The organism is Lysinibacillus xylanilyticus, from assembly GCF_001708185.1.
In the GTDB taxonomy this organism is placed as follows: Bacteria; Bacillota; Bacilli; order Bacillales_A; family Planococcaceae; genus Lysinibacillus; species Lysinibacillus xylanilyticus_A.
Map to the genome: position 1 here is coordinate 87,767 of NZ_MDDN01000009.1, position 26,284 is coordinate 114,050.

Annotated in this window: 24 protein-coding genes; 5 read left to right on the top strand and 19 right to left on the bottom strand. The window is 37.1% G+C overall.

The annotated features are described in order from the left end of the window. Positions 1 to 22: 22 nt before the first annotated feature. The 4 genes from BFJ97_RS23775 to BFJ97_RS16020 form a co-directional block, all read right to left on the bottom strand. Positions 23 to 2,194 carry a YheC/YheD family protein gene (locus BFJ97_RS23775; protein WP_083227075.1) on the bottom strand — a complete coding sequence of 724 codons (2,172 nt, stop codon included), beginning with the start codon at positions 2,192 to 2,194 and terminating at the stop codon, positions 23 to 25. Positions 2,195 to 2,388: 194 nt separating this feature from the next. After that, entirely contained in the window at positions 2,389 to 2,820 is a 432-nt protein-coding gene (locus BFJ97_RS16010; RefSeq protein WP_068985653.1) for a hypothetical protein, read from the bottom strand. Positions 2,821 to 3,101: 281 nt separating this feature from the next. After that, positions 3,102 to 3,437, bottom strand: a complete 336-nt coding sequence (locus tag BFJ97_RS16015; protein WP_068985654.1) for a DMT family transporter — start codon at positions 3,435 to 3,437, stop codon at positions 3,102 to 3,104. A 14-nt stretch (positions 3,438 to 3,451) separates the two neighbouring features. After that, on the bottom strand, positions 3,452 to 3,778 hold the full coding sequence (locus BFJ97_RS16020) for a DMT family transporter (RefSeq protein ID WP_068985655.1): 327 nt from the start codon (positions 3,776 to 3,778) through the stop codon (positions 3,452 to 3,454). A gap of 281 nt (positions 3,779 to 4,059) precedes the next feature. Here BFJ97_RS16020 and BFJ97_RS16025 point away from each other — a divergent pair, with 281 nt between their 5' ends. Next, a complete protein-coding gene (locus tag BFJ97_RS16025; RefSeq protein ID WP_068985656.1) occupies positions 4,060 to 4,770 on the top strand; it encodes an SUKH-4 family immunity protein in 711 nt (236 codons plus the stop codon). A gap of 114 nt (positions 4,771 to 4,884) precedes the next feature. On the opposite strand, the gene BFJ97_RS16030 is transcribed toward BFJ97_RS16025, so the two are convergent. From BFJ97_RS16030 to BFJ97_RS16040, 3 genes are all read right to left on the bottom strand, one after another. Next, complete coding sequence (locus BFJ97_RS16030; protein WP_068985657.1) at positions 4,885 to 6,153, bottom strand: DUF5068 domain-containing protein; 1,269 nt, start codon at positions 6,151 to 6,153, stop codon at positions 4,885 to 4,887. A gap of 565 nt (positions 6,154 to 6,718) precedes the next feature. After that, on the bottom strand, positions 6,719 to 8,233 hold the full coding sequence (gene opuFB, locus BFJ97_RS16035; RefSeq protein ID WP_068985658.1) for an osmoprotectant update ABC transporter permease/substrate-binding subunit OpuFB: 1,515 nt from the start codon (positions 8,231 to 8,233) through the stop codon (positions 6,719 to 6,721). Then, positions 8,226 to 9,185 (bottom strand): ABC transporter ATP-binding protein, encoded by a 960-nt coding sequence (locus BFJ97_RS16040; protein WP_068985659.1) that lies wholly within the window; start codon positions 9,183 to 9,185, stop codon positions 8,226 to 8,228. The genes opuFB and BFJ97_RS16040 overlap by 8 nt, the downstream gene beginning before the upstream one ends. Before the next feature lie 613 nt (positions 9,186 to 9,798). On the opposite strand from BFJ97_RS16040, the gene BFJ97_RS16045 reads away from it, so the two are divergent. Next, on the top strand, positions 9,799 to 10,527 hold the full coding sequence (locus tag BFJ97_RS16045) for a glucosaminidase domain-containing protein (protein ID WP_254660191.1): 729 nt from the start codon (positions 9,799 to 9,801) through the stop codon (positions 10,525 to 10,527). Between the two features lie 52 nt (positions 10,528 to 10,579). Here BFJ97_RS16045 and BFJ97_RS16050 read toward each other — a convergent pair whose 3' ends face one another. The 11 genes from BFJ97_RS16050 to BFJ97_RS16100 form a co-directional block, all read right to left on the bottom strand. Next, a complete protein-coding gene (locus BFJ97_RS16050) occupies positions 10,580 to 11,395 on the bottom strand; it encodes an SH3 domain-containing C40 family peptidase (RefSeq protein WP_068985661.1) in 816 nt (271 codons plus the stop codon). Then, complete coding sequence (locus BFJ97_RS16055) at positions 11,392 to 12,177, bottom strand: serine hydrolase (protein WP_068985662.1); 786 nt, start codon at positions 12,175 to 12,177, stop codon at positions 11,392 to 11,394. Before BFJ97_RS16055 ends, BFJ97_RS16050 begins: the two co-directional genes overlap by 4 nt. A gap of 7 nt (positions 12,178 to 12,184) precedes the next feature. Beyond that, the gene (locus BFJ97_RS16060; RefSeq protein ID WP_068985663.1) at positions 12,185 to 13,117 is read right to left on the bottom strand and encodes a S66 peptidase family protein; all 933 of its coding nucleotides are present in this window, start codon (positions 13,115 to 13,117) and stop codon (positions 12,185 to 12,187) included. Beyond that, positions 13,114 to 14,061 carry an ATP-binding cassette domain-containing protein gene (locus tag BFJ97_RS16065; protein ID WP_068985664.1) on the bottom strand — a complete coding sequence of 316 codons (948 nt, stop codon included), beginning with the start codon at positions 14,059 to 14,061 and terminating at the stop codon, positions 13,114 to 13,116. Before BFJ97_RS16065 ends, BFJ97_RS16060 begins: the two co-directional genes overlap by 4 nt. Beyond that, positions 14,051 to 15,106 (bottom strand): ABC transporter ATP-binding protein, encoded by a 1,056-nt coding sequence (locus BFJ97_RS16070; protein WP_302621804.1) that lies wholly within the window; start codon positions 15,104 to 15,106, stop codon positions 14,051 to 14,053. The genes BFJ97_RS16065 and BFJ97_RS16070 overlap by 11 nt, the downstream gene beginning before the upstream one ends. 14 nt (positions 15,107 to 15,120) lie before the next feature. Further along, the gene (locus BFJ97_RS16075; protein WP_068985666.1) at positions 15,121 to 16,095 is read right to left on the bottom strand and encodes an ABC transporter permease; all 975 of its coding nucleotides are present in this window, start codon (positions 16,093 to 16,095) and stop codon (positions 15,121 to 15,123) included. Next, the gene (locus tag BFJ97_RS16080) at positions 16,095 to 17,039 is read right to left on the bottom strand and encodes an ABC transporter permease (protein ID WP_068985667.1); all 945 of its coding nucleotides are present in this window, start codon (positions 17,037 to 17,039) and stop codon (positions 16,095 to 16,097) included. The genes BFJ97_RS16075 and BFJ97_RS16080 overlap by 1 nt, the downstream gene beginning before the upstream one ends. A 298-nt stretch (positions 17,040 to 17,337) precedes the next feature. Continuing rightward, on the bottom strand, positions 17,338 to 19,161 hold the full coding sequence (locus BFJ97_RS16085; RefSeq protein WP_068985668.1) for a peptide ABC transporter substrate-binding protein: 1,824 nt from the start codon (positions 19,159 to 19,161) through the stop codon (positions 17,338 to 17,340). 202 nt (positions 19,162 to 19,363) lie between these two features. Next, positions 19,364 to 20,428 (bottom strand): dipeptide epimerase, encoded by a 1,065-nt coding sequence (locus BFJ97_RS16090; protein ID WP_068985669.1) that lies wholly within the window; start codon positions 20,426 to 20,428, stop codon positions 19,364 to 19,366. 23 nt (positions 20,429 to 20,451) lie between these two features. Beyond that, complete coding sequence (locus BFJ97_RS16095; RefSeq protein ID WP_068985670.1) at positions 20,452 to 21,246, bottom strand: M55 family metallopeptidase; 795 nt, start codon at positions 21,244 to 21,246, stop codon at positions 20,452 to 20,454. Then, the gene (locus BFJ97_RS16100) at positions 21,243 to 21,935 is read right to left on the bottom strand and encodes a M15 family metallopeptidase (RefSeq protein ID WP_083227076.1); all 693 of its coding nucleotides are present in this window, start codon (positions 21,933 to 21,935) and stop codon (positions 21,243 to 21,245) included. The genes BFJ97_RS16095 and BFJ97_RS16100 overlap by 4 nt, the downstream gene beginning before the upstream one ends. A gap of 437 nt (positions 21,936 to 22,372) precedes the next feature. Here BFJ97_RS16100 and BFJ97_RS25500 point away from each other — a divergent pair, with 437 nt between their 5' ends. From BFJ97_RS25500 to BFJ97_RS16110, 3 genes are all read left to right on the top strand, one after another. Beyond that, on the top strand, positions 22,373 to 22,495 hold the full coding sequence (locus tag BFJ97_RS25500) for a hypothetical protein (protein ID WP_263297530.1): 123 nt from the start codon (positions 22,373 to 22,375) through the stop codon (positions 22,493 to 22,495). Positions 22,496 to 22,621: 126 nt separating this feature from the next. Continuing rightward, positions 22,622 to 23,194, top strand: coding sequence for a hypothetical protein (locus BFJ97_RS16105; RefSeq protein WP_068985671.1), 573 nt, complete (start codon positions 22,622 to 22,624; stop codon positions 23,192 to 23,194). Between the two features lie 29 nt (positions 23,195 to 23,223). After that, positions 23,224 to 23,748 (top strand): GrpB family protein, encoded by a 525-nt coding sequence (locus BFJ97_RS16110; RefSeq protein ID WP_068985672.1) that lies wholly within the window; start codon positions 23,224 to 23,226, stop codon positions 23,746 to 23,748. 178 nt (positions 23,749 to 23,926) lie between these two features. Here BFJ97_RS16110 and BFJ97_RS16115 read toward each other — a convergent pair whose 3' ends face one another. Further along, entirely contained in the window at positions 23,927 to 26,002 is a 2,076-nt protein-coding gene (locus BFJ97_RS16115) for a serine hydrolase domain-containing protein (protein ID WP_068985673.1), read from the bottom strand. Positions 26,003 to 26,284 lie beyond the last annotated feature (282 nt).

The window sequence follows — 26,284 nt, forward strand, 5'->3', positions numbered from 1 at the left end:
GACAGTTACTCGGGCTTATAAATTATTCTTTAAACGTTTGGTCTAAAAATTTTACCGTTTCAAACATATTCGTTTTACTTGCACCCTTTACTAAAATGGTGTCATTAGGTTTTATGATTTTCTCTAATAGTACATGCAGTTGTTCCTTATTAATAAAGTGATAAACTTTGGAAGGATTCATCCCTTTAGCTATTGCAGCATTTCCCATTTCCTCAGTTCTAAATCCGTAAGTAATGAGTAAATCTATCTCTTGCTCTTGAATGTACTCGCCAACTTTACGATATTCCTCTTCCCTTAAATCCCCTAGTTCTCGCATCTGACCTATGATTGCTACTTTCCGTTGCTTTGCAATATTCTTAAGAACATCAATTGCAGCCCGTACACCTTGAGGATGAGAATGAACAGTATCGTCTATGACGGTGATTTCATCGCGACAATTATAAATCGTTAACCTTCTTGGCGGTTTTTTGAAATTTAGTCCCGCTTTAATATCTGATGGGCTAAATCCTAAATGATCGGCCACTGCAATCGCATTGAGCGCATTATAAACATGATGTTCCCCTAAAATCGGGATATACATTTCAGTTTCTTGTCCCTGCAGCTTTATTTTAAAAGTCATACCAATATCTTTATATTGAATATCATAGGCTTTATAGTCTGCTGGGCCATGAATGCCAACTGTTAAAACCTTTCCTTTAAACTTCTGTGTTTCTAAAAGCTTAGAATTGTCATCATCTTTATTTAATACTAGTAAACCGTCTTGAGTCATTCCATGTATTAACTCTGATTTTGCCTTTGCCACCCCTCTAATATCTCCATCAAAATTACCGACATGAGCCAAACCGATATTTGTGATGATACTAATATTCGGTTGAATAATGCTACAATGATTTGTTATGATTCCAGGATAGGCCATTCCGTACTCAAGTACGACCGCTTCATGTGAAGCATTGATTTCTTCGGCGTGTTTTTTTGTATGCTCTGTCGTATTCCAATAATCTTTCGACTCAAAGATTTTCCATTTTACCGATAAGATAGAGGCAAGAAATGCTTTAGAAGTCGTTTTTCCAGCACTACCGGTAATCGCGATAATTGGTAACTTTTGCTTTTCAGTTAAATGTTTATTTTTCTGTTGAGTAATTTCACTTTGAAGTTGTTTCTTGTTCTTTGCAAGATACATTGCATATTTAATAGAATGGATCACCACATCTAATTCTAAATAAAAGGCAGGTGGGCAACCCGGCCGCCAGTTTACCTCATACATCCAAATTTTTTGATTTTCATCTAAGCCAATATCAATGCCAATTTCATCAATTACCTCACCAAATTGCACCATTTGAATGTCATCTAAATGATGGGCTAATGACAAAGAAAAATGCTCTAGCATGCGCCGGATATTATAGCTATCTTCTTCAAATTCCTGCTCCAAAAAAGGTTCTAAATAATTTGTAAAACCACCATTGTTAATATTAGGTATAATCGAGCCATTTGGGGCAATACGCGGATAGATTGTCGTAATAATCCATTTGCCTTCCCCGTTTTTTTGCACATGCAGACGAAAATCATAAACTTGCCCTGATTTTGTTACTGATTGAATATAGGGCTGCATGATAAAGGTTCCAGTAGAAAGTTGATCAGCTAGTAATTTATCTAACTGGGGCTTCGAATAAACACTCTTTTCGCTATCCTTCCTTACCTCAAAATTAGTACTCCCTGCTTTCGAAATAAAATAGATCCCTTTTCCCTTTCGACCATCTATTGGTTTAAACACTACTTTTGGATAGGTACCCATAAACTTGTGGAACAAATCAATACTTTTCACAATCTTTGTTGGGATTAAATACTTGTCAAATTTCTTAGCTTCCCTAAGACGTTCCATAACGTTCCACTTATTTCCGATTGAATGTGTTGTAAATGGTATTTCTTTTTTTAATCTATTGATAATTCTCCTTGATACCGACAATTTTTCAGGACTTCCTGCATTGTATATTACATCTGGAAAGGGCATTTTCCTGTCGTGCCATTCGCCATCTTCATATACTTTCCCATCTATGGAACGTGTATTAAAATTCACGCTTCTTGGTGTAAAATAAAAAAATTGAGCTCCTTCTGCTTTTGCCACAGCTGCATATGCATACGATTTAATAACAGTTCTAGGATCTAAACGGTGATGTAACATCCCAATAATTATCATGCAGTAATCTCTTCCTTTCCTATAACTCTCTTTCTAATAAATTCAATCAATCCAGCGTGCATACAGACAGATTCTCTAATCATTCTGTTATTTTAGTGACTCCTCACCAAAATATGTACTTGACGGCACTCCTGCTTTTTTATATCAAGAACAGATTTTAGTATTGATTCATTTAAATAGTAAAAACATGATCATCACCATTTGGGCTCAATGATGTATTTCCCTTTTAACATATCAGGCTTTAATAATTGAATGGCCGAAATACCACTTAATTCAATAGATTTTTTTGTGGATGTTTTCTCTAACCTCACAACCTCTGTAATCAAATTCGTATCGTGCCCTTCATAATCATAGGCACGTAAAAGCGAAATAGTTCCACGACAATGTTCCCGATCAATATCCTCTATACGAAAAAACTCTGTTTCAAATTTCTTTACTGTATCCAATAGTTTTAAACGAGCACCTTTATGTGTTACTAAAAAAAAGGGTATCGTATCACTTCCGATTATATTCACAAGTAGCTGTCCAAAGTATTTAGAATGAAAATCATTCATCACATCCTGGAGTGTTTTTATGTCGTAGAGTGCTTCACATAAAAAATGATTTCTTCTGTTTTCATTATTCATTTCCCCAGCCCCTCCCAAGTCTTGTGAGACATCTATTATCAATGAACCCATTTCAACATGTTTAACACCTTCTTGTTATAATATGTAGAACTTAGGAATATGACGACTTTTTTCGTGAAAGAAACCGTATGAAGTGAAGACTACTAATGAGTGAGGATGCTCTCCATCCCCCACTGATTTTGTCTTCATCCATCGATCTTTTAGGGGAAGTTCATGAAAGAATTCTACAAAAAAAGAAAACGTTCATCATTTAAAATTTAGACGTTTTCTTGTTATGAACGCTATGTTGTCGCATTATGTCGGTCTCCTTGATTTAGAAGAAGAACACCACCAATAATGAATGTAATTCCGATGGCTGAGTAAAGATTAAAAATATCTCCCCATATAACGATTCCCACAATGACTGTTAATGCAGTGCCTATTCCAGACCAAATGGCGTATGCAAGGCTTAATGGTAACGTTTTTAAACATAAAGATAATGAATAAAACGAAATGCCATATCCAAATACGACAGCAATGGATGGACCAAAAATTGTAAATCCTTCTGAAAGCTTGAGCATCGTTGTGGCAAATACTTCGCTAACAATGGATAACGTTAAAAATAGATAACCTTTCATTAGCAACTTCCTCCTTAATGTCCACCACCAGCAAGGTTAAGAAAAACCACACCGACAATAATGAACAGAATACCAATCAATTTTTTTACATTGAATAATTCCTTATAAAACACTACGCCCACTATCGCTGTTAGTGCCGTTCCTACTCCCGCCCAGATCGCGTAGACTGTGCCAATTGCTAAAGATTGTAGGGTTAAGGATAGGAAATAAAAGGCAGTCCCGTATCCAACTACTACACCAATTGACGGTAGTATTCGTTTAAAGCCATTTGTAAGTTTCAGCATGGAGCTTGCAAAAACTTCTGAGATAATTGAAATGAATAAAAAACCAAAAGCACTCATCTATGTTAGTCCTTCCTTGTCATTTGCATGAATCGTTCAAAACACCCTCTACTGCTTCATCCGGTGCGATATTTAATCGTTTTGCATAATACAATTCAGCAATCGTTAACCGTATAAATGATCTTTTTGCCTAATTTGAATTTTAAATGCCTTGCATATCACATTTAACGTTGACACGATTTTTGTATATTGAATATACTTTGTTCATTATACACTTCATTTTAACCGTTCCAATAAAATTCTGTATACTATTACAAAAGACAGAAAGAGAGGATATATAATTGGATTCTTTAAATACATACAGAGCCATTTTGCAAATGGACCAAAAAGGAATCTCTCCAGCTTCAATTGATTTTTTAGTTGAACATATTGGGGATGACTTTGAAAAGTTTCGCAGAAAATATAAATTTTTATCTATTTCAAAAGGATTTTTAAGAAGCTACTCCTCACTAAAGGAAATGGAATTAAAAACCGAAGTATTAAAATTAGCGCAGTCTGGTGAGGAGGCACCTTTAACGAAACTTGAAAATGACTGGTACTTTGCTGATATTATCAATAAACTACCGACTTATTTAAATTTTAAGAACTTTTATCTGATTAAAGAGCATAGCAATCATGAATACTTTGTACTCAATCGACTTAATGATGAAATTGTTTTATTAGACTATAGCCATATTGAAAACAAAGAACGCATCTATGTCAATTCATCAATAGAGACTTTTTGTCATTCGCTAGCGATCTATAAACGGTACGTCAATAAAATTACTAAATACTATAACGATTTTCGAGATCAAGAGGAAATGAAGTTTAGTGATGAAATATTAGCAATTCCTCATCAATTAAGGACGAAGTTACGAAAAATTGATTCTACTATACTTTGTTCAGAAAATAATTCTTTACACTATTGGGAGAAAAAATGTGATGACTGGGTGGAAAAACTTGCTCTACTAGAAACGTCTCATCGAAAAGGATTAGGGTTGAGAGGGTGGTAAATATATAGCGGTACTTTAAAGTGTTGAGGTGAGGACAAAATACTCATCTTGTATGAATCCCCAACAACGAAAAAATGAAGCCCTCTCAAATTAGCTTGAGAGGGCTCTTACAATTTATTTTGGTAATGTAAACGTGACTGTATGGCCTTTAGACGTATCCTTTGCATCTTTATCTCGAATTGGACCTAATTCAAGTTCAAAGGCTTTGTCTTTCCAAATTTTTTCATATTGCTCTTGGTCTAATACGAATACTTGCAATAGCTCGCCAGCTTCTCCAGCTTTAATAATGTCATTATAACTGTAATTTAATAACATACCTTCGCTCAATAAATATTGTGAGCCATCATTAACCGTTAATTTTGAAGACATAGAAGATAAGCCAATTTCATTAGCAGCTTTATTGTCTAACTTAAATTTCACTGTTAATAACGTAACACCATTTGTGAAATTGGAGAAACGAGGAGCTTCCACCTCATTTGGTGTAAATGCTGTAAACTGATACCCTTCTAAAGTAGCATTGACATCACCAATTTTTTTGCTTTCATTGATGTCGCTTTTTTCCTTCAGCATCTTCTTTTCACCCATATTTTCCATCGTTGCTTTATCTTGATAGAATGATGAGTTACTTGATACTTTTTCCGAACCAGCAGCATTTAAAGCTAGATTAAATCTTCCTTCCGAACCGATCGTAGAATCATATTTTTCTTTTTCAGTAAGCGGTAGTGGAATCATTACTGCTACAGTGCCCAGTTCATTAATTTTTGCTAAATCTGTTGCACCGAATGGATAAGCAACATATCCTGTTACCTCTTCACCCTTTTTTAGCAAATAATCTGTTGAGTAGCTTAGCTTTGTTGGTAATTGATCTTCTTCAGGAATTAACTCTTTATAGTTCGTATAATATTTATCTGCACCCGTAAATGTGATATCTAAGCTAGGCATATAATAAACATCTTTATCCATGTCATTTTTCACTGTATATTTAGCTAAAATAACACCACCATTTGTTTCCTCGTTAAATGGAATATTAAAATCAGTATGGAAATCCTTCAATTCTACTACCGAATATGCATCCAGTGAAATCGAAACATTCTCCATTTTATGTACTTGGGGTTCATTGTTTTCAAATAGAACTTTCGTTTTCCCTTGAGTTTCCTTCTCCATATAAGAAATTAAAGAAGCAAAGTCAGCTGAACCTTCAGTAGTTTCTTTTTCTTTTTTAGGCTCGTCTTTTTTAACTTTATCTTGTTCTTGTCCTTTTTCTTCCTGTGTGTTCTTTGAATTTTCATCTTTTTTTGCTTCATCTTCATTGTTTCCACAGCCACCTAGAATAATTGAAGTGGATAAAATTAGCGAAGACATTAAAAATAAACTCTTTTTCATTTCTTCCTCCAGATGTATCTTTATCATTTTTTAAGCTCAATTAAAAAACAATTTATACTAATAAAAGCAATTTTTTGAGCTGATACCCATTTTAATCCACATTTGGTTCCAAAACAACGTACATTGGAAGAAATTATACTATCGAAGCAATGACAATCCAAATATTGTTTTTTTAATAATTCAATCTTATTTTTCAATTTCCATTAATTTGCATATTCAAGCTTTTTTAAACTATTTTCTTTGAATAATAATTATAAATGTACTAAAAAAAGAGTATATTCTATAACTTTCAGAAAATAAGGATAATATACCTAAGAACATAGATACATGTGAAATCACGTATTTTCACCTTAACGTAATGGCGGCTGTCCCTTCACTTTGATGCAACTCCATCCTAAAACTAACAAAAAAGAGGCAAGGACATAACTGGTTAAAACCTTAAAAAGCGTGAGAAATCAATTTTAGAAACGTTGATTTCTCGCGCTTTTCTGATGCAAAGGTTTTTAATTTTGCTTAGAATATATAATTATGTCCCAGCCTCTACTTGTTTCATATGATGATCGTGTTACAACAGTCCAGCTTTCATTAAATATTCACGTGCCACATCTTCTACATTTTTACCTTCTACATTTACTTGATAATTCATTTCACGCATCTCATCATCTGTTATCCGATTTGCCAGCTTATTTAAAGCTGTTTCGATCTCTGGATATTTATCTACCGTCTCTTTCCTTAGTAAAGGGGCTCCTTGATAAGGTGGAAATAGTTGCTGATCATCTGCCAAAACCTTCAAATTGTATTGACGTATTTCACTATCTGTTGAATATGCATCTAATAAATCGATATTTCCTGTTTCGATCGCCTGATATCTAAGCTTGGGCTCCATTGTTGTTATATTAGACAGTGTAATACCATAACGGTTTTGAATGCCCAAATAACCATCTTCTCGATCATTAAATTCCAATGTGAAGCCAGCTTTTATCGTTTCTTGAAGAGGCTTAATGTCAGAAATTGATTGCAAATCATACGTTTCAGCCATTTCCTTTGATACAGCCAATGCATACGTATTGTTATATTTCATCGGACTTAGCATCACCATGCCAAATTTATTCATCATTCCTTCTTGTGCTTGATGATAAACATCTTCCTGATTATTATTGATGGCTTCCTCTTTTAAAAACTCAGAAATTGCCGTTCCAGTAAATTCTGGATAAATATCGATACTGCCAGATTTAAGTGCATTAAATACAAAGGAAGTTTTACCAAGGCCAGGTTTTAATTGCACCGTTAAGTCCGTTTCATTTTCAATAAGCAATTTATACATATTGATAAGAATCTCAGGCTCAGAGCCAAGCTTACCTGCAATGACAATTTCTTCTTGCTCTTTGAAGTTTAGTAGCGGCAGGATCATTAGTGATAATGCTACAATGCTAATCATGCTCAATGCTGTCATCGTTTTTCTAAAGGACAGTGATTCTAGCTTTTTTAGCAAGAAGTCGAACACTAATGCTAAAATCGCCGCAGGAACAGCTCCTAAAATAATTAGTGCTGTATTATTTCGGTCAATACCAAGCAAAATGATATCCCCTAATCCTCCTGCTCCAATTAATGCTGCTAAAGTTGCCGTTCCAACGATTAATACCATAGCTGTTCTAATTCCTGCCATGATCACTGGCATAGCGAGCGGTAATTCTACCTTCACCAACCGCTTGCGCTTGTTCATCCCCATAGCCATTGCTGCCTCTTTTAAAGAAGGATCCACTTCGTTTATTCCCGTAAATGTATTACGTAAAATAGGAAGAAGAGCATAAACAACTAAGGCAATAATAGCAGGGACTTTCCCGATGCCAAACAGAGGAATCAATAACCCTAATAGTGCTAATGAAGGAATCGTTTGTAAAACCGCACTAATCCCAATAATACTTTCCGCTATTTTCTTTTTATTCGTTAAATAGATTCCTAGAGGTATAGCAATGACTACTGCAAAAAATAGCGCTATAAAGGAAATTTGAATATGCTCTAATAAGGAAGCCAATAGCTGGCCTTTTCGTTCGCTAAATACTTCAAAAAAATTAGTCATTTGCATTACCTCTTTCTAAGGAATCCTGCGCTAAATACTGCAGCATCGATGCTCTTGTGACCATGCCAATTAGTTCTCCGTTATCGACGACACCTAAACATTCAAATTGAGCTAATTTTTGCAGAATCGTTTGTAAAGAATCGTTAGATGAAATGCTTTCTTTACAATTTCTTTCACTATCTTCATCCGTAATTGGTTTCATTACAGCTTCAAGATGGAATGGATTCATTTTATTTACCCCAATAAATTCTCTCACAAAATCATTAACAGGATTTTGTATAATTTCTTGCGGCGTTCCTACTTGTACAATTTCCCCATCCCTCATCATACAAATGCGATCACCTAATTTTAAAGCCTCTTGCATATCATGCGACACAAAGACGATTGTTTTTTGTATGGCTCGTTGAAGCTCAAGAAGGTCATCTTGCAACTTCGTACGACTAATCGGATCTAATGCACTGAATGGCTCATCCATTAAAATAATCTCGGGATCAGCTGCTAATGCTCGAACAACGCCCACTCTTTGTTGTTCACCACCAGAGAGTTCTTTTGGCTTACGCTGACTATATTTGTCTGGTTCAAGTCCGACCATCTCCAATAATTCATACACTCGCTTTTGGATTTGCTGTTTACTCCATTTCTTTAATTCAGGGACTACTGCGATATTTTCTTCTATGGTCATATGAGGAAAAAGGGCAATCTGCTGAAGCACATAGCCAATATTCCAGCGTAATTCATGTATGTTATAATCACTTATTCTTTTTTCATTAATTCGAATGGTCCCTTCCGTTAAAGGAATTAAACGATTAATCATCTTTAATAATGTTGTTTTTCCACAGCCACTCGGTCCAATAAGAACAAAAAATTCTCCCTTCTTGATCTCCAAATTAATAGCCTTTACTGCGACTTGGTCATTTACATATTTTTTTGTGACATTTTCAAATGTTATCATTGTATATGCTCCTTTGGTTATGCTTTTACGTACACTATTTTTCTTCTTCATTTTCATATACGGTAAACATAGTAGATCTAGAACTAGCATTATTTTTAAAGAAACATCCTTTTTCTTCTATATAATTCACAAACTAAAATCCTTTCAAACTTTTTTTGATTCTACATCCAATGTTGGGATTGAGTTATAAATATGAAGGATCCAAAAAAACACGAGAATGGCTCACTTTTCTTACCAGATGTTCTCCCAAATAAAAACAGTCTAATAGGCATGATGAATAGAAAATCGAATAAGTAACATGAAATTACTATTTTTTAAGAAATTAATAGCTTTTTAAAAGTTCATAATACCATTATTTGTTTTCACAAGGAACTATCCCCACTATATGTAACGGTCATTTCATTTCTAAAATATGCTGGTAATGGAGGAAACTAATTAAGTTTTTTTTCGTTTTATGAATATGTACTCTATAAAATATAAACATGACTTTATTTCTATTTATGACTCTGTAATAATTATAAATATATTAACTTTATACGAAAGGAGGGAGATGTTGTAATCTACCAACATCAATGAAACAATGAAATACGTAATAAATTTTTTTAAAGGTCTTATGATTACAATCGTAGTTATCTGTATTTCGTTTTTTATGGTGACGCAGGTGTTCAATACGAATGACAACACAGAAGAACCTGTAGTTGTCGATGATAATCCTAGTGTTGAAGAGTTTATCGGCTCCATAGCAGAAACTGCTCGGAAACTTGGTGCTGACAATGACTTATACGCATCGGTTATTATTGCGCAAGCCGTTTTAGAAAGTGATCATGGGCAAAGTGGCCTTGGCTCTTCTCCTAATAACAATTTGTTTGGCATGAAAGGTAGTTACCAAAATAACTCCGTAACATTGGAAACATCTGAGGATGATGGTTCGGGTAATATGACAACGGTAATGGCTGAATTCCGCAAGTATCCTTCTTACGAGGCATCCCTACAAGATTATGTTAAATTAATGCGCAATGGTGTTTCCTGGAACAAAGATTTCTATGCAGGTGTTTTTAAAAGCAATACGAAGTCCTATACAGATGCTACGAAGTTTTTAACAGGCTCCTATGCAACAGATTCTAAATACAATGAAAAGCTTAATGCAGTAATTGCAAAATATGACTTACAACAATATGACAGTCCTGTTAAAGATAAAAAGACGATTACCGTAGCCGACGGTGACTCCCTTATGCATATTGCGGAGGCTCATAACGTGAACGTGACGTCCATTAAACAATGGAATCAACTTCGATCTGATAGAATTGAAGCAGGCCAACAATTAAACATTTATAAATATTAACGGAAAAAATCTCCATGTACAATTTTCAACATGGAGGTTTTTTCATTACTTCTTATTTAAATAAACTACCAACAGCGGTAATAGATGTTGCCAAATCTTTTCGATATTGCGGATGCTGGTCGTCCAGACTATTTATAGTAACCTCGTTCCCACCAAGCGAAGAGTGTACATAAAGGTTATCTCCTATATATAAAGCAATATGTCCTGGGAAGTATAATAAGTCTCCCTTTTGTATGTGCTTTAGAGAGATTTCCTTGATAGGAAAACCTTCAACGATTTTGGCATCGCGATAAATATATACCCCGTTTAGCATATATGCCATAGAACATAGACCTGAGCAGTCAATTCCTAGTGGTGATTTTCCTCCCCAACGATAGGGTGTTGCTAAATAGCTAAGCGCTGTTTTTATAACATTTTCTCGTAATTGTTGGTCGAATAAGCTGTTTACTAGTATTTTTTCTTGTAGCCATTTCCTACGTACATAACCGATCTCACCTGACACTAATTGCACTGCTGCCCATTCTGGATCTAGCTCTTCAACAGCAGAAGAACAGATGATTGAGCCTTTAACAAGCGTCATCATTTTCGTGCTTTGAATTCGAGGCTGCTGCAAAACATCGGCGAAGCTTTGGGAAATAAAATGGTTTGCTTCTTGTAGCCAAGTATCCATTTTTGCTTCATCCACTAGTAAGTTAGCCTTCTGGCAATACCCTTCATAGCGATAAGCGGTTTGTATACGAACCCAGCTCTCATCAATGTCTTCCATGATTTGAACCGTCATTCCGTATAGTACCTCATCCACTAATTCTGAAGCTACATCTGGCTTTGCATGTAAATTTGCAAGCATCGACGTCACAATGGCATTCATTTAATCATCCCCTTCCGCTTCACCACATCATCATAAACAACTTTGGAAATCCGACCGATTAACTGTCTTGCCTGATCATTATTCGTAACCTCGGTAATGAATACACCGATAAGATAATCTCCAAAGTTGCTGTATACAATCCCAACATCATGATCTACCGTATCAAGACCTCCTGTTTTATGAGCAAGTTTCACATCATCTACTAAATAACGCTTTAATGATTCGTGTACACGTTGACGGCTTAAAATATCTAGCGTAAGCTCACTAAATGCTGGTGATAACAGATCTCTGCGATAAATTCGCAAAAATAGATGTGCCATATCACGTGCAGATGTCGTATTATCAAAGCCTTTTGCAAGCCTTTCAAAATCCATCATCTTGCGTTGGATTGTTGTATGCAGAAGCCCAATTTCACGAAAATATTGATTGAGTACATCCATCCCTAGAAAATCAATCAGGACATTTGTTGCTGTATTATCACTTGTAATAATCATCCACACTAAAAGCTCATAGATGGTGCTTTGCTCTAGGTGCTGCTCACTAATAACACTAAAGTCAACCCATTCTTCTGGTGCTATCTTCATTTCTTGCTCTAAGGATTTATTATTGCTTTCTAAATTGTTCAGCACAGCAAGCAGTATGGGTACCTTTATTAAGCTAGCACTTTGGAACACCTCTTCTAGCCTTTCGTTCATGAAAAATTGTTCTGTCTTCGGTTCTTTCACAAACATATGCACTTTATAAGTAGTTTCTTGTAGCATTTGTTTGATTGTCCGCTCCATATTTCACCTACTCTACAACTTTAATCGTCTGATTTACCGTGTCCATTGTTATTGTTCGCCCTAAAGGCAGTGACATCGTAGGTAAACAGTGACCGCAAGTGATATCCATGATAATAGGTTTTTTAAGTGAACCCATTATTTCTTGAAAAACTGTTCGTAGGGATAGACTATGTTCAGGACGCTTAGGATTTTCAGGACCACAATTTGTCCAAGCCCCTAATAGTAAACCGGCTACATCATCTAGCTTACCTGCCAATTTTAATTGGGTAAGCATCCGGTCTACTCGCTGCTCATTCTCGTCTATATCCTCCAAAAATAATATTTTTCCTTTTGTATCAATTTCATAAGGTGTCCCAAGAGATGCTGTAACGAGTGTCAAATTCCCTCCAATCAGCTGACCTGTTGCGTTGCCAGCTGCAAGGGTTGTCATATTACAGCCAGGTGCATTTTCAAGATAGTAATCACTTCGGTCTGTGGCTGTCACGCTCTCAAGAAAAGAATTCCATGTATATTCATCCATCTTTTCCTGAATAAACTCTGTAGAAGGCATTGGTGTATGATACGTAACAAAGCCACATTGTTGGTTAAAGGCGATATGTAGTGCTGTCACATCGCTATAGCCAGCAAATACTTTGGGATTTGCCTTGATCATCTCGAAATCCAAAAGGGGTAAAATTTTCGTTGCTCCGTACCCTCCACGTATACAGAAGATGCCGTCAATATTGGAATCCCTAAACATCTCATTCACTTCAGAGGCACGTAGTTCATCAGAGCCCGCTAAGTAGCCATGCCTTGCTCGACACGTCTCCCCTGCAACAACTTTAAAGCCTAGCTTCTCGATACTTTCTATAGCAGGAAGAAATTTATCAGGCGGCGTGGCACCCGAAGCACTTATAAGACCAATTGTGTCACCTTTTTTCAATGCCTTTGGACGAATCATTTGCTTACCTCCATTTTTAGTGAAGTTCGGTATCTTTCCAATTCCTCTTCATTGGCTAATACAAAATGACCTTCCTCCATTTCGATAAATGACGGTGGCTGAATGTCATAACGGTGCTGTGACGGATCATAGAATTCTACGACTTTATCACGTTCCTTATAAGGATTCGGCTCCGGTACTGCCGATAATAATGCCCTTGTATATGGATGGATCGGATTAGAAAACAGTTTTTCAGTCTCTGCTAGCTCGACAATTTTACCTTTATAAATAACAGCTGTTCGATCAGTAATGAAACGTACTACAGATAAGTCATGTGCAATGAATAAATAGGTTAAATCATTTTGCTGTTGGAGATTTGCTAGTAAGTTTAATACTTGTGCACGAATAGAAACGTCTAATGCTGAAATCGGTTCATCCGCAATAATAAATTCTGGCTCCATTACTAATGCTCGTGCAATGCCAATACGCTGTCGCTGTCCTCCTGAAAATTCATGCGGAAAGCGACTAGAAAACTCCGGTAATAATCCTACATTTAATAGGGCATTACGTACCTTCTGTTCGCGATCAGCCTCATTTTTGAAATTTTTAGTATTCATAAGCCCCTCAGAAATAATATAGTCAACCTTGGCGCGTTCATTTAGAGATGCCATAGGATCTTGAAAAATCATTTGGATCTTCTGTGTAATTTCTCGATCCCACTCTTTCGAGATTTTGCCATTTACTTTCTTACCGTGATACAGTATTTGGCCTTCAGTCACTTCATTGATACGCATAATAGCTCTGCCAATCGTTGTTTTTCCTGAGCCTGATTCACCGACTAAGCCAAATGTTTCACCTTTAAAAATATCGAAGCTGACATCATCAATCGCTATAAATTTATTTTTGCCTTTACCAAAAACGACCTTTAAATTTTTTACCTCAAGTAACACTTCTTTATGGCTCATATGCGTATCGTCTCCCTTCTTCGAAAAATGCTTGTAGCGCTTCAGGAGGCTCTACTTTAGGAGCGAGTGGATCTAATAGCCATGTCCGAGCATAATGTGTGTCACTCACCTGGAAAAATGGCGGACGTTCTACAAAATCAATCTTTAATGCATATTGATTGCGAGGTGCGAAAGCATCCCCTTTAATTTCCTGAAAAAGATTTGGTGGAGTACCCTTGATCGAATAAAGCTGCTCTCCTTTTGAGCCTAGTTGCGGTAATGAAGAAATGAGTGCCCATGTATAGGGATGCTTGCCATTAAAGAAAATTTCATGCGTCTTTCCTACTTCAATGACATCACCTGCATACATGACAGCAATACGGTCAGCAACCTTCGCTACAACGCCTAAATCATGCGTTATATAAACAGTTGTTAGTCCATATTTTTGCTGGAGATTTTTTAAAAGCTGCAAAATTTGCGCTTGGATGGTTACGTCTAATGCAGTTGTTGGCTCATCACAAATTAAAATTTTAGGCTTACAAGCTAGTGCAATAGCTATCACAATTCGTTGACGCATGCCACCCGAAAATTCGTGAGGATATTGCTTATAGCGCTTTTCCACATCGTGAATACCAACATCTTTTAACAATTTCAACGTTTCTTCGTATGCGGCTTTGCCCTTTACATTCTGATGTAAAACAACACATTCCTCAATTTGCTTGCCAATCGTTTTAAGTGGATTTAAGGATGTCATTGGATCCTGTGTAACCATTGCCACTTCTTTTCCACGAATGCTCAGCCACTCCTGCTCGGTTTTAAACTGTGCTAAATCCCGGTCGTTGTAGATGATTTTCCCCTGATCAATGTAGCCATTTTTATCGAGTAAGCCCATGATTGATTTCATCAGCACAGACTTTCCTGAACCCGATTCGCCAACGATAGCAAGGCTTTCACCTTTGTATAAATCAAGGGAAATAGTACGAATGGCCGTTAGCACTCTGCCACGAAGTGTGAATTTAATGACTAGGTTTTGAATCGTTAAAATAGGTGATTTAGTTTGTATCACATCCAACATCCCCCTTATACGTGATTTTTCGGATCTGCTGCATCTGCAAATGAATTTCCTATAATATAAAATGCAATCGTAATGACACTTAATACAATACTAGGGAAAATGAGCTGATATCGTAAATCGGGAGACATCATGAGTACCCGCCCTTCATTGATTAAATTTCCTAAAGACGGTTCACTAATCGGTAGTCCTAATCCGATATATGTTAAAAAAACTTCGGCGCCTATTGCAAATGGTATAGCCAGACTCATTCGTAACATAATGACCGAAATTAAATAGGGTAATAGATTTTTTAAAATAATGCGGTAATCAGGTGTCCCTAAACATTTAGAAGCTAAGTTATATTCACGATCACGTAAAATAACAATTTGATTGCGGATAAACCTTGCCATTTCTACCCAACCAGTAATACACATGGCAATAATAATGGTTGAAATACTTGGTCGCAAAATATAGGACATTAAAATAAGTACAATGGTTGTCGGTATATTATCCACGACGTTATATAGCTGTGTGATAGGCACCTCTAATTTGCGTGAAAAACCCCAAAGTGTACCGATTGTAATACCAACGATAGCTTCTACTAGAGCAACAACACAGCCAATAAATAACGAAGTCCTTGTCCCTGCCCAAATACGTGACCATAAATCTTGCCCAATAGAGTTTGTCCCAAACCAAAATTCAGCGTTCGGTGCAATATTACGTGCTTGGAGACCTGTCTGCTCATCAATATATATTTCAGTAGGCGATTTTTGTGCTGGTAAATACGGCTGTAAAATGGTAAAGGTAACGATAACAAGTACGCCCACTAATAAAAAGACAGCGATGCGGTTTTTCAAAAAGGATTTCCATGTTGAACGCCAATAGGAGTAATTCGAATAGGCAGTTTCTTCAGCTTGACGTTCATCTACTTCCGCAAATTCGAACAATGCTTCACGTGATTTGTTTGAAATATTGTTAATTTCTTCTGAATACATCCCCATTAACGTACACTCTCCCCTTTCCCTAATTTAATCCTTGGATCAACAACGGCCATTGCTATATCACCTAAAATGAGTCCGATAATTCCAAGCGAAGAGAACACAAGCACTAAGCCTTGTACAATCGTATTATCCTGTCGCTGTATAGCATCTACGAGTAAGCCCCCCATCCCAGGAATGGAATATAAGGATTCAATGTAGATGGAACCTGTAATGGTAAAAAGAATAGTTGCGGGTAAATATTGTGCCATCGGAATAAAAGCGTTTCGAAGTACATGTTTAAACATTAATGTACGTTCTTTCACTCCTTTTGCTCGTGCAAGCTTAATATAATCTTTGTTTAGTTCATCTACCATGTAACGTCGCATCCACATGGCATAGGAGGCAGTCGGTGCTAACGCCATTGAAAATAGCGGTAAAATCCAAGTAACGGGATTATACTCATCAAAAAGCATTGGTAAATGAAAAATTTCTGTAATATACATTTGAATGACTAAATAGTAAACGGCAGCTGGCACTGCAACAACAACGACTATATAGCCCGTCCCTAAGCGGTCCAACCAACGTCCCTTCATCTGAGCCATTAGTATGCCAAGCGGGACCCCGATAAGAAGAGATAGCGCAACTGCACCTAAACCAAATAACACCGAATACATCATCTTATCTGCAATAATCGTGACGACTGGTACATCTGTCCGATATGTAACGGATTTACCTAAATCACCTTGAAACAGATCAGTATAAAAATTTCCCAATTGCACAAGCAAAGGATCACGTAAACCTAAATTCGTTAAATATACCTCTTGTTGTGCAGGTGACATTTTATCAGCTGCTGACCCTAAATAACCTTCTTCTGGCATTAAACGTAATAAAGAAAAAACAATCGTGATTATAATAAAAAGTGTGAAAATGGATTGTAATAATCGTTTTCCTATATACCACAGCATCCTATCATCCCTCCGTTTCTCAGAAAGACTAAAGGAGATGCCGATTATTCTATTTCGGTATCTCCTCGAATCAATTTCGCCTTGGCGTAATGGTAGCTGCCGCTTCGCTTTCGCTACAGTAAACATTTGTAGCTGACGCTTTGCTTTCGCTACAGAAAACTTTTGTAGCTGACGCTTTGCTTTCGCTACAGAAAACTTTTGTAGCTGACGCTTTGCTTTCGCTACAGAAAACTTTTGCTGAATGAAGATAATTACTTACACCGCTTTATCTTGAATGTAGCAATGATCTATGTTCCCATTATTTCGCTGCTTTAGCTAATGCATCCGCACGTTCCTGCTCCCACTTCGCTAAAGCTTCTTTAAACTCTTCATTACTCATTGGTTTTTCTAAAATACGTTGCCCTTTAAATTTCTCGGCAGTCACACCAAATGGAGAGTATTGAGCCTCAAATGGATTTAATTTAGAAGCAACATAGCCGCTACCCCCTACTGAATAAGGAATGACAAATGCCTCTTCAATTAAGAAGGCTTCTGCTTTGGCAAACAGCTCGTAACGTTTTGCTGGATCAATCGTTGCCTTTGCTTCGTCCACTAGGTTTTGATATTTTGATTGTCCATTTGCTTCTGCATAACCTTCAGCTAGCTCTGGTTTATTATAAGTACCATCGACAGTGAATGGATCCGTATAGGTTGATGGATCGGCATAGTCTGGACCCCAGTTTGCTTCAAGTAATGCAAATTTACCAGGTTTACGAACTTCTGATAAAAAGCCTGTTGATGGTCCTGCCTCTATAATAATGTCTACATAATCAGTACCTAATAATTTTTCAATCTGCTGTTCAACTACTTGTGAACGATTTGCCCAATCTGGACTGCCAGAATTATAAGGCATTAACACTTTTACTGGGAAAGTTGCTTTTCCTGCTAAAGCTGTCTTCGCTTTTTCCTTGTATTGTAATGCCATATCCTTGTTAAAGGTGTCATTATTTGAAATATCAGCGAATGGTGCTAATTGTGTATAGTCAACCCCCTCTACATTCACAAAGTTTTTAGGCGTGATTGTGTTGCTCAGCAAATCTTTTGGATTATAAGGTTCTAAAGTTAGCATGGCAGATTCACGGTCAAGCGCATGGAATAGTGATTTTCGGAAATCTTTATTGTTGACCGCGACTTTCCAATTTTCAGGCTCGTATTCTGCATCAAATTGCGGGTTAAAGTTTAGTGCATAGAAATACGTATAGAAGTTATTTTGTGTTTGACGAATTTGAGATTTTTTCTTTTCATCTTTAAACCACTCATCAACGATCGATGTTGGAATACTCGCTGAATCGATTTCTCCTCGTAAAAATAGTTCTGGTGCCACTGTAGCCGCTTCTTTATTGTATTTATAGCGAATACGATCAATCAGTACATTGTCTTTATCCCAATACTTATCATTTTTCACAAGTACGCGCTCATTTTGCGGTTCAAATTTATCTAAAATAAAGGATCCGTTATAAAGGAAATTTTCACGAGTTGTACCAAAGCTATCTCCTTTTTCTTCTATAAACTGACCATTAACCGGGAAGAAACAGACATAGTTCAACATAGAAAGGAAATAAGGTGTAGGCGTTTCTAAAGTATATTCTACTGTATGTTTATCAATCGCCTTTATGCCGACCTTCGTAAAGTCTGTCATCTCACCGTTAAAGAAGGCATTCCCATTTTTTACAACTGTAGCAATCCAAGCTGTCGATGATTCATTCTTGGCATCCAGCACATAATGTAAGCCATCTACAAAATCTTGAGCGACAACATCTGCATACTCTTTACCATCATGGGTAACCCATTTTGCATCTTCTCGAAGTTTGAATGTCCAAACTGTAGCATCGTCATTTGATGACCATTCTTTGGCTAAGCCTGGTTGTACGACACCATACTGATCATATTCAATCAATCCATCGACTAAGTTTGCAGCCACAGCAAACTCATTCGTTTCAGAGGTCTTTAAGTAATTTAACGTTTTTATTTCCCCCGAATAAACAACGCGATACTCTGATTTTTTTTCATTTGAAGAATCATCACTACATGCTGCACAAAGCATTACAACAAGACACACGAAAAGCAACCAATACTTTTTCATAATAAACAACCCCCCTAGTAATCTTTTTATCCAGCATTAACGGGCAGTATTTATCTGTACCAAAAGCGAAGCGTCAGGTACAAAAAACGCCTTTCAGAAGCAAAAAATATAGATGGGCGATCAACTGCCCGTAAATGCCCGATTGATGAAGACTAACAATCTACGGGGATATGGAAACCCAATAGATTGTAGTTTCACTTTATTATGAAAATCCTATTCCAACTGCATCCGTCATCCTAATTCGATCATTTTCAAATATTGGACCCCCTGCAATAGGATCTTTCAAACATAAACTTGGTCCGTCTAAATCTACCATCGTGATATTTTTCTGCGATGCGGCAAAATGTGCAGCGGCACTGACACTAATTTTGGATTCTAGCATACAGCCAATCATGCAAGGTATGTCGTTTGCTTCTGCAATGTGACAAATTTTCTGTGCTTGATAAATGCCCCCTGTTTTCATGAGCTTAATATTAATCAAATCTGCAGCTCGCTTTTCAATAATGGTATAGGCGTCTTTTGCGGAGAACACACTTTCATCAGCCAAAATATTTGTCAAAGTATGGGCCGTCACGAATTGCATTCCTGCAAGATCATGACAATGAACAGGCTGCTCAACCAATTCGACATTCGCCCCTGCATCTTCAAGTGCACGAATAATTTGTACAGCTTGCTTCGGTGTCCAGCCCTGATTCGCATCAACTCGCAATGTGATGGCGTGTCCAACTGCATCACGAATGGCCACAACTCGTGCCACATCACCTACTGGATCTTTCCCAACCTTGATTTTTAAAATGTGAAACCCCCGCTGCACCGCGGCTATACTATCCTTCACCATTTCTTCAGTATCATTGACACTAATCGTAATATCCGTTACTAATTCTTTGCGATAGCCCCCTAATAATTTATACAGAGGTGTTTGATAGTGTTTCGCAAATAAATCATAAATCGCCATATCTACAGCGGCTTTAGCACTGGTGTTTTGATAAATACTATTGTCGATTCGCGTCATAATTTCTGTCATATCCTCAATATCCATCCCGATAATGGCTGGCTTTATATACGCTTCTATAGCGTGTGAAATAGACCCCAATGTTTCACCAGTAATAGCTGCAGTTGGTGCTGCTTCACCGATACCTATATGCCCATCATCCGTGTGGACATAGACGCCAATATTGTGAATGCTATGCACGGTTCTTAGTGCTGTTTTAAACGGTGTTATAAGCGGTGCCTCTACCTTCCCGACGACAATCTGTTTTATTTTCATCCATTCACCTACCGTTTGTTTACTTATGTTAAGAACTGTAAAAGTCGAAGCACCTCATAAAAATCATCCGTTACGAATTCCACAGTATTATGTGGTTTAAACGTAGCGTTCGGATAGAATGAATTTCGATATGCTCGCGTATGATCCCGATAAATGATTTCCACTACAAAGCGCTCAGGCAATGTCACTTGTAAATCTTCACGTGACACCTTCATCGAATCCTCAACAAGTCGTTTCGTTTCCATAATTGTCAGCTGTGGACTGACGCTAATCGTCGCATTTCCTATCCCTTCTTTTGTAGCAAATGTAATAATGCTGTCATTGATGGAGCGAATTTCTTCTGTTAACCCTACATCCCCACTAACAAATGACACTGGTACACCATGTAAGGCAGCCGCGTACGTATTAATTAAAAATTCACTCGCATACTCACCATTAATTTTCACATCAGCAAAAACACAAAGTGTATGTGCTAATGGATTCCTTGCACTTCCACCTTTACTGTGATAGCCAATAAAAATGGCGCGATCAAAGCTCTTATCAAGTCCCGCCACCATACACATCGGATCATACGTCCAACCCCGAATGACCTTGCAGTTTACTGGCAAATTAGAAATATCTAGATTACGTGCCGAATCATGAGCATCCTTTAATAAAATTTCAGTTGCTCCGCCAAGAATGGCCCCCTCTATAGCTGCTTCTACTTCCTTTGTCATTTGCTTTTGGAAAAATTGATAATCTGGCGCATTTAGCTCCGTTTCACTCCAAGCTGTTGTCCCTGTAATTCCTTCAATATCTGCACTAATATAGACCTTCATAGAAATCGAAACTCCTTTACTTTATTGTCTTGGATAATTGCCTCCACAGCTCCATAACTAGCTTCTTGCGACCCTACACGCCTTGCCCATGAAGCATTATTGAAATCAAAATGCCACCATTCCTCTGAATAATTCGAAAAACCAACCATTGTCAAACAGTTATACAGAAGACGTCGATGTACACAAGCTTCCCAATCTTCCTCTGGATGTTGTTCAAAATAGCGTGTCGCAGACTTTTCACTGATTTCATCAAATGCTGTACCTAAATTTAAAGCATTGCCATCTAAATCGCCTAGCGTCACATCAATCGCTCCACCTGTTAAATGGGGAGCAAGATGAGCATGATCAATGCTAGGAAACGCAACATACTTCCGCGTTTCTCTAACAATCTCTTGTTCAGTAAAATGTGGAGATCGTTTTGCAATTTGCTTTGAAAAACTCGTAAACAAATATTGCTGCAATTGGAACGGACGATAGCCATCATATAAGATCAGGCTATAATTTTTAGACAATAATAACAGCGCTTGTGTTAATCGTTCATACACACTCTTACGTAAATAAATCGCTTGTAAACTGTTTGGTATTTTTTGATGATAGTAAATTGGTTCAATAAAAATCCTAGAATGTTCTTCTCCAATTTGAATTAATGGCTCGCCATTTTCACAAATTGCTGGCGTTGATTCCCTCATTGAAGTTATATTTTCCTCAATAGGTCGAAAAACGGCGTCATATATAGTACCCACCTCCAATTTCAGGTTTCGATAAAATTTTTAGATAATTCAGTTTTCATTGAATGTATCACACCTTAAATTTATTGACTAGATAAAAAAAGAAATATTACAAAATAATGGCTATTCTCTTCTTTTTTTACAAAGTAAGTCATTAAAGTCGAAAAGCGTTGTTTTTCCACTTATTTAAGAATTTTATTCATGGATCGAATCGAAGATTACTGAAATAGCACAAAAAATGACGAATGATGCTTGGTACATCCTCATGTAGTTCTAAAATTCTATATAAAAAACTAAAACCTCCATTTTGAAAAACATCAATCAAAATGGAGGTGAACTTTTTGTATTAGATTATTTTAAAACACGGTTTGTTACTACAAGACGAAAATGGGGACTTGTTGCTATTTGAAGACGAAGAAGGCTATCCACTTTCACTACCTGTTTGGAAAAGCAGGAGCTTTGCTGATATAATAGCTGCCAATTTAGACGAGTCATTCGAAGCGTTCAATATACCACTTTAAATTTTTCTAGACCTTATAAAAGTAGTCCCTTATATTTAATTGGTAAATAATTAAAATTGAATTTTTTATTGAAACATCAGAGTAGGTTTGTTGAAGATGATAATCTATAATATGAGGTGGTAAGAGATGAGCATTGTAGATTTTAAAAAAAGGATTTCTGACTTAAGCAAGTTTATTTATTTTGATAAAAACGATTATCTACGAGAAAAGACCTCGAATCCTTTGAAGTTAAAACAAGTTATCGCTGAAGCTGAAAATTTATTGAAAATTAATAATGAAGAAGATAAATATTTTCTTTATGGAACAATAGGTAATTTGTATAGAATTTGTGGGGAGCCTCAAAAAGGAATTTATTATTTAAACCATTGCCTGAGTTACGCATTAGAAAAAGGAAACATACGAAATGAAATCGTTACATTAATACGACTCGGAGAAGCGTTAAAATATGATATGAAACATAATGAAGCGTTAGAGTGTTTTGATGAAGCTCTCAATAAATGTAAAGCCAATAAGTTAGACGCGTACTTAGATTTTGCTTTACAACATAAGGGAAAATCTCTGATGGAATTGGGAAAGTTTATTGAAGCTGAAAAATGCTTTATACAAGCATTCAAGCTAAGAGACTTTAAAGGTGATCCTGCTTTAATTGATTCTACTAAACAAGCATTGGATTTGGTGAAAAGATTAAAAAACCAATAATTCTAAATAGAAGTTGAGGAGAATGCTTAATGAAAGCTAGATTATCAGATTACACTGGAGATTGGAAAGTGATGTTTGAAGAAGAAGTAAAAATATTAAAAGCTATTTTTGGTAATGAAATAACATCCTTTGAGCATTTTGGTAGCACTTCCATTCCGGGTATGAAAGCAAAGCCTGTAATAGATATGATGTGTATAGTAAATGAAATCGAAAAAATAGATTCATACAACGAACAAATGAAATTAATGCAGTATGATGTTGCTGGTGAATGGGGAATTGAGGGGAGAAGGTTATTCCGTAAAGGTGGAGAAAACAGGACACACCATATTCATTTTTATCAATCTGATAACCCACAGATTAAGCGTCACATAGTTTTTCGAGATTATCTTCTTACAAATCCAGAAGAAGCTAGTAGATATAGTCAATTTAAAGAAGCTTTAGCGAATAAATATGAGTCAACTCGTGATTATAGCCCTGCTAAAAAAGCATTTGTTTCAGCAATGGAGAAAAAAGCACTTGCTTGGCATAAAAAAGTAAAAAACATGCATAAATAAATTGAACGAATTAATTGTTTGTTTTAATACAGTTTAAAGCAAAGCCGTTTTGTTTATGGGGGAAATGCTAAGAGTTCGGTAAGCCTCTTCGTAAAGATCATGCGTAAATACAAACAAAACCAGCAAAACACCTTTTCGGTGTCGTACTGGTTTTGTTGAAGTACATCTTCAAATGTCGTTAGTTCAACTTGATTGCAAATTCCGAATTCGGCGCGCCAGCAAATACAACTGTTCCGTTCTTCGGCAGTTTTACTTTGTTATTGCCGCTCACAACAGTAAAATTGACGCATACCCCCTCCTCATCATACACCGCGAACGAACTCTTTGATGGCAACGCCACGGTCATCGTTTTCCCTGTCGCCTCTTGCGGGATCGTAAACCATTTCGCATGCCCATTTGCTTGCAGCGTAACTTTGGATGATTGGCCTGCATCCAGCGGTTTTACGTTGGATTCACTTACGTATAAATATCCGGACATCTCTAAATATTCATCGCCGCCTTCTGTATAGAAACGGGCTTCCGACATATCCCGGCCACCCATCACAGGTATTTGGAACTGATGCATCGCCGTGTTAGGGCCTGTAATTTTTCTGCTTTCCCAATAGCCCTCCTTGCCTTCCTTGCTATTAATTTGGTTGATAGGCATCATTAAATATTGCATAGAACTAAATTTCTCGCTCACAAGATAGAAGTTGACGCCTTCCCGCTTTGCCCATGCGGCAGTGGTTTCCTTCGATAGCACATTGTCTTCTAGTTTCTCGGCTGCATATTGAGTAATCACTGCTTGCCCTAAGCCTGGCAGCGATATAAATGTGCTCTGCCTCAAATATGTTCGTCTATTCTTCTCTGTGACGAAGTTGAACTTGGAGGTACCTTCAGCATTAATAAAGCTTCCATCCGCAGTATATACATATTTTTCTTCTTGATTAGATGGTAAGAACAGTTCTCCATTCTTCGTAATTTCTATTTTGTATTGACTGAAACTATTGCCGTAAAAACCTGCTTGCTTTACTACATCTTGAGGCATCTTGGCCTTGACCGGCTTGCCAAAGGATTTGTTCGGCTTGATATCCTTAATTATGCCCTTCTCTTTAAGCGCGGCGAGCAGTATATCAGTCGCCATCAGTTGATTTGTAGTGCTGCTACCGCCGGAGGACAACACAGCCACTGCCATCTTCTGTTCAGGAAGTACGACCAGTGAAGCATGTTGCAGTGCCGTGTCGCCGCCTTTAGCCAAGCCCTTTATCCCATATTCACTGAATGGATATAGTTTCACACTATCCCAGCCAAGACCATAGTTGACTATATTATCTCCATCCCCTGGCCACATTCCTTTTTTATATTCCTCTTGCTCCATCGCCTTGACTGCCTTATCAGAGAGGATTCCTTTTTCCTGCCCCATAAATATTTGTGAGAATCGCACCATATCTTCTGCTGTGGAATAGATCCCTCCCGTACCAATCACATTCACCGATTCAGTAGGAAGCTGCCCTTGGAACGTTGGAAAATAAAGACCAGCTCGCTTATCGTCTGCCCATTTGTCCTGCGGCGTTTTCGTATGACTTAGCTTTAAGGGTTTTGTAAACCGTTGATGTATAAATTCGGTAAAGCTCATACCGCTGACTCTTTCCACCATAATCTCGGCTAGCGTAAAACCGTCGTTGCAGTATACAGAGAACGCGCCAGGATCTGCCTTCAATCGCTGGTTGGCCAATTGCTGCAACAAGTTATCATGGGCATAGGTATCATTATCATTAAATAAAAATGAATTACTAAGCGTACTACCTTGTAAGCCGGAGGAGTGGTTCAACAGCATACGTGGCGTAATGCTTTTGTAACGTTCGTCTTTCATTTTGAAATCAGAAACATAGCGGACAACAGGAGTATCCAAATCTACTTTTCCTTCGTCGACCAATTTCATCACAGCCGCCGTTGCATACATTTTACTGACTGAACCAATCCCGTATAGGGTATCTTTGGTCAGCGGCTGTTTCCCTTTCATATCGTTCTTGCCTGTCTGACCCGATAAAATAAGTTTACCATTATCAATTAGCGCATACTGCACGCTAGTCGTCTCATAGGATTTTGTGAGTAAAGTAGCTTTCTCTGCCGCGATTTTTTTCAGTTCTTGACTAGCTAATTCTTGGCTAGCCACAACCGTAGTTTGACTGCTAGAAAGCGCCATAGCCCCTGTTGGTAGGCTCATCGTTAACGCTAATGTAGCGGCTAATACCGCAGATAGTTTATTTTTCATAAAAGTACTGCCCCCTTAGATAAGTGATCGATTTCATTGCTTATTGTGGTCCTTGTTTAGCAGTATACATAAACAAAACCAAATCAAAGAAAAAATAAAGTAAACAGATGGTAAAATTTGTGGAAGCTGCCTTTCGTCAGTACCATATGAAATGAGTGGAGCTCCACAATTTTTATCTCTTGTAATACTTTTGTTTATAAACTTTTTTGTAGAAGCCGTATTGATTTCGTCGCTTTTCCATAAAGAATGGATTTAAGGCTATCAGTGTTTCATAAACATTAT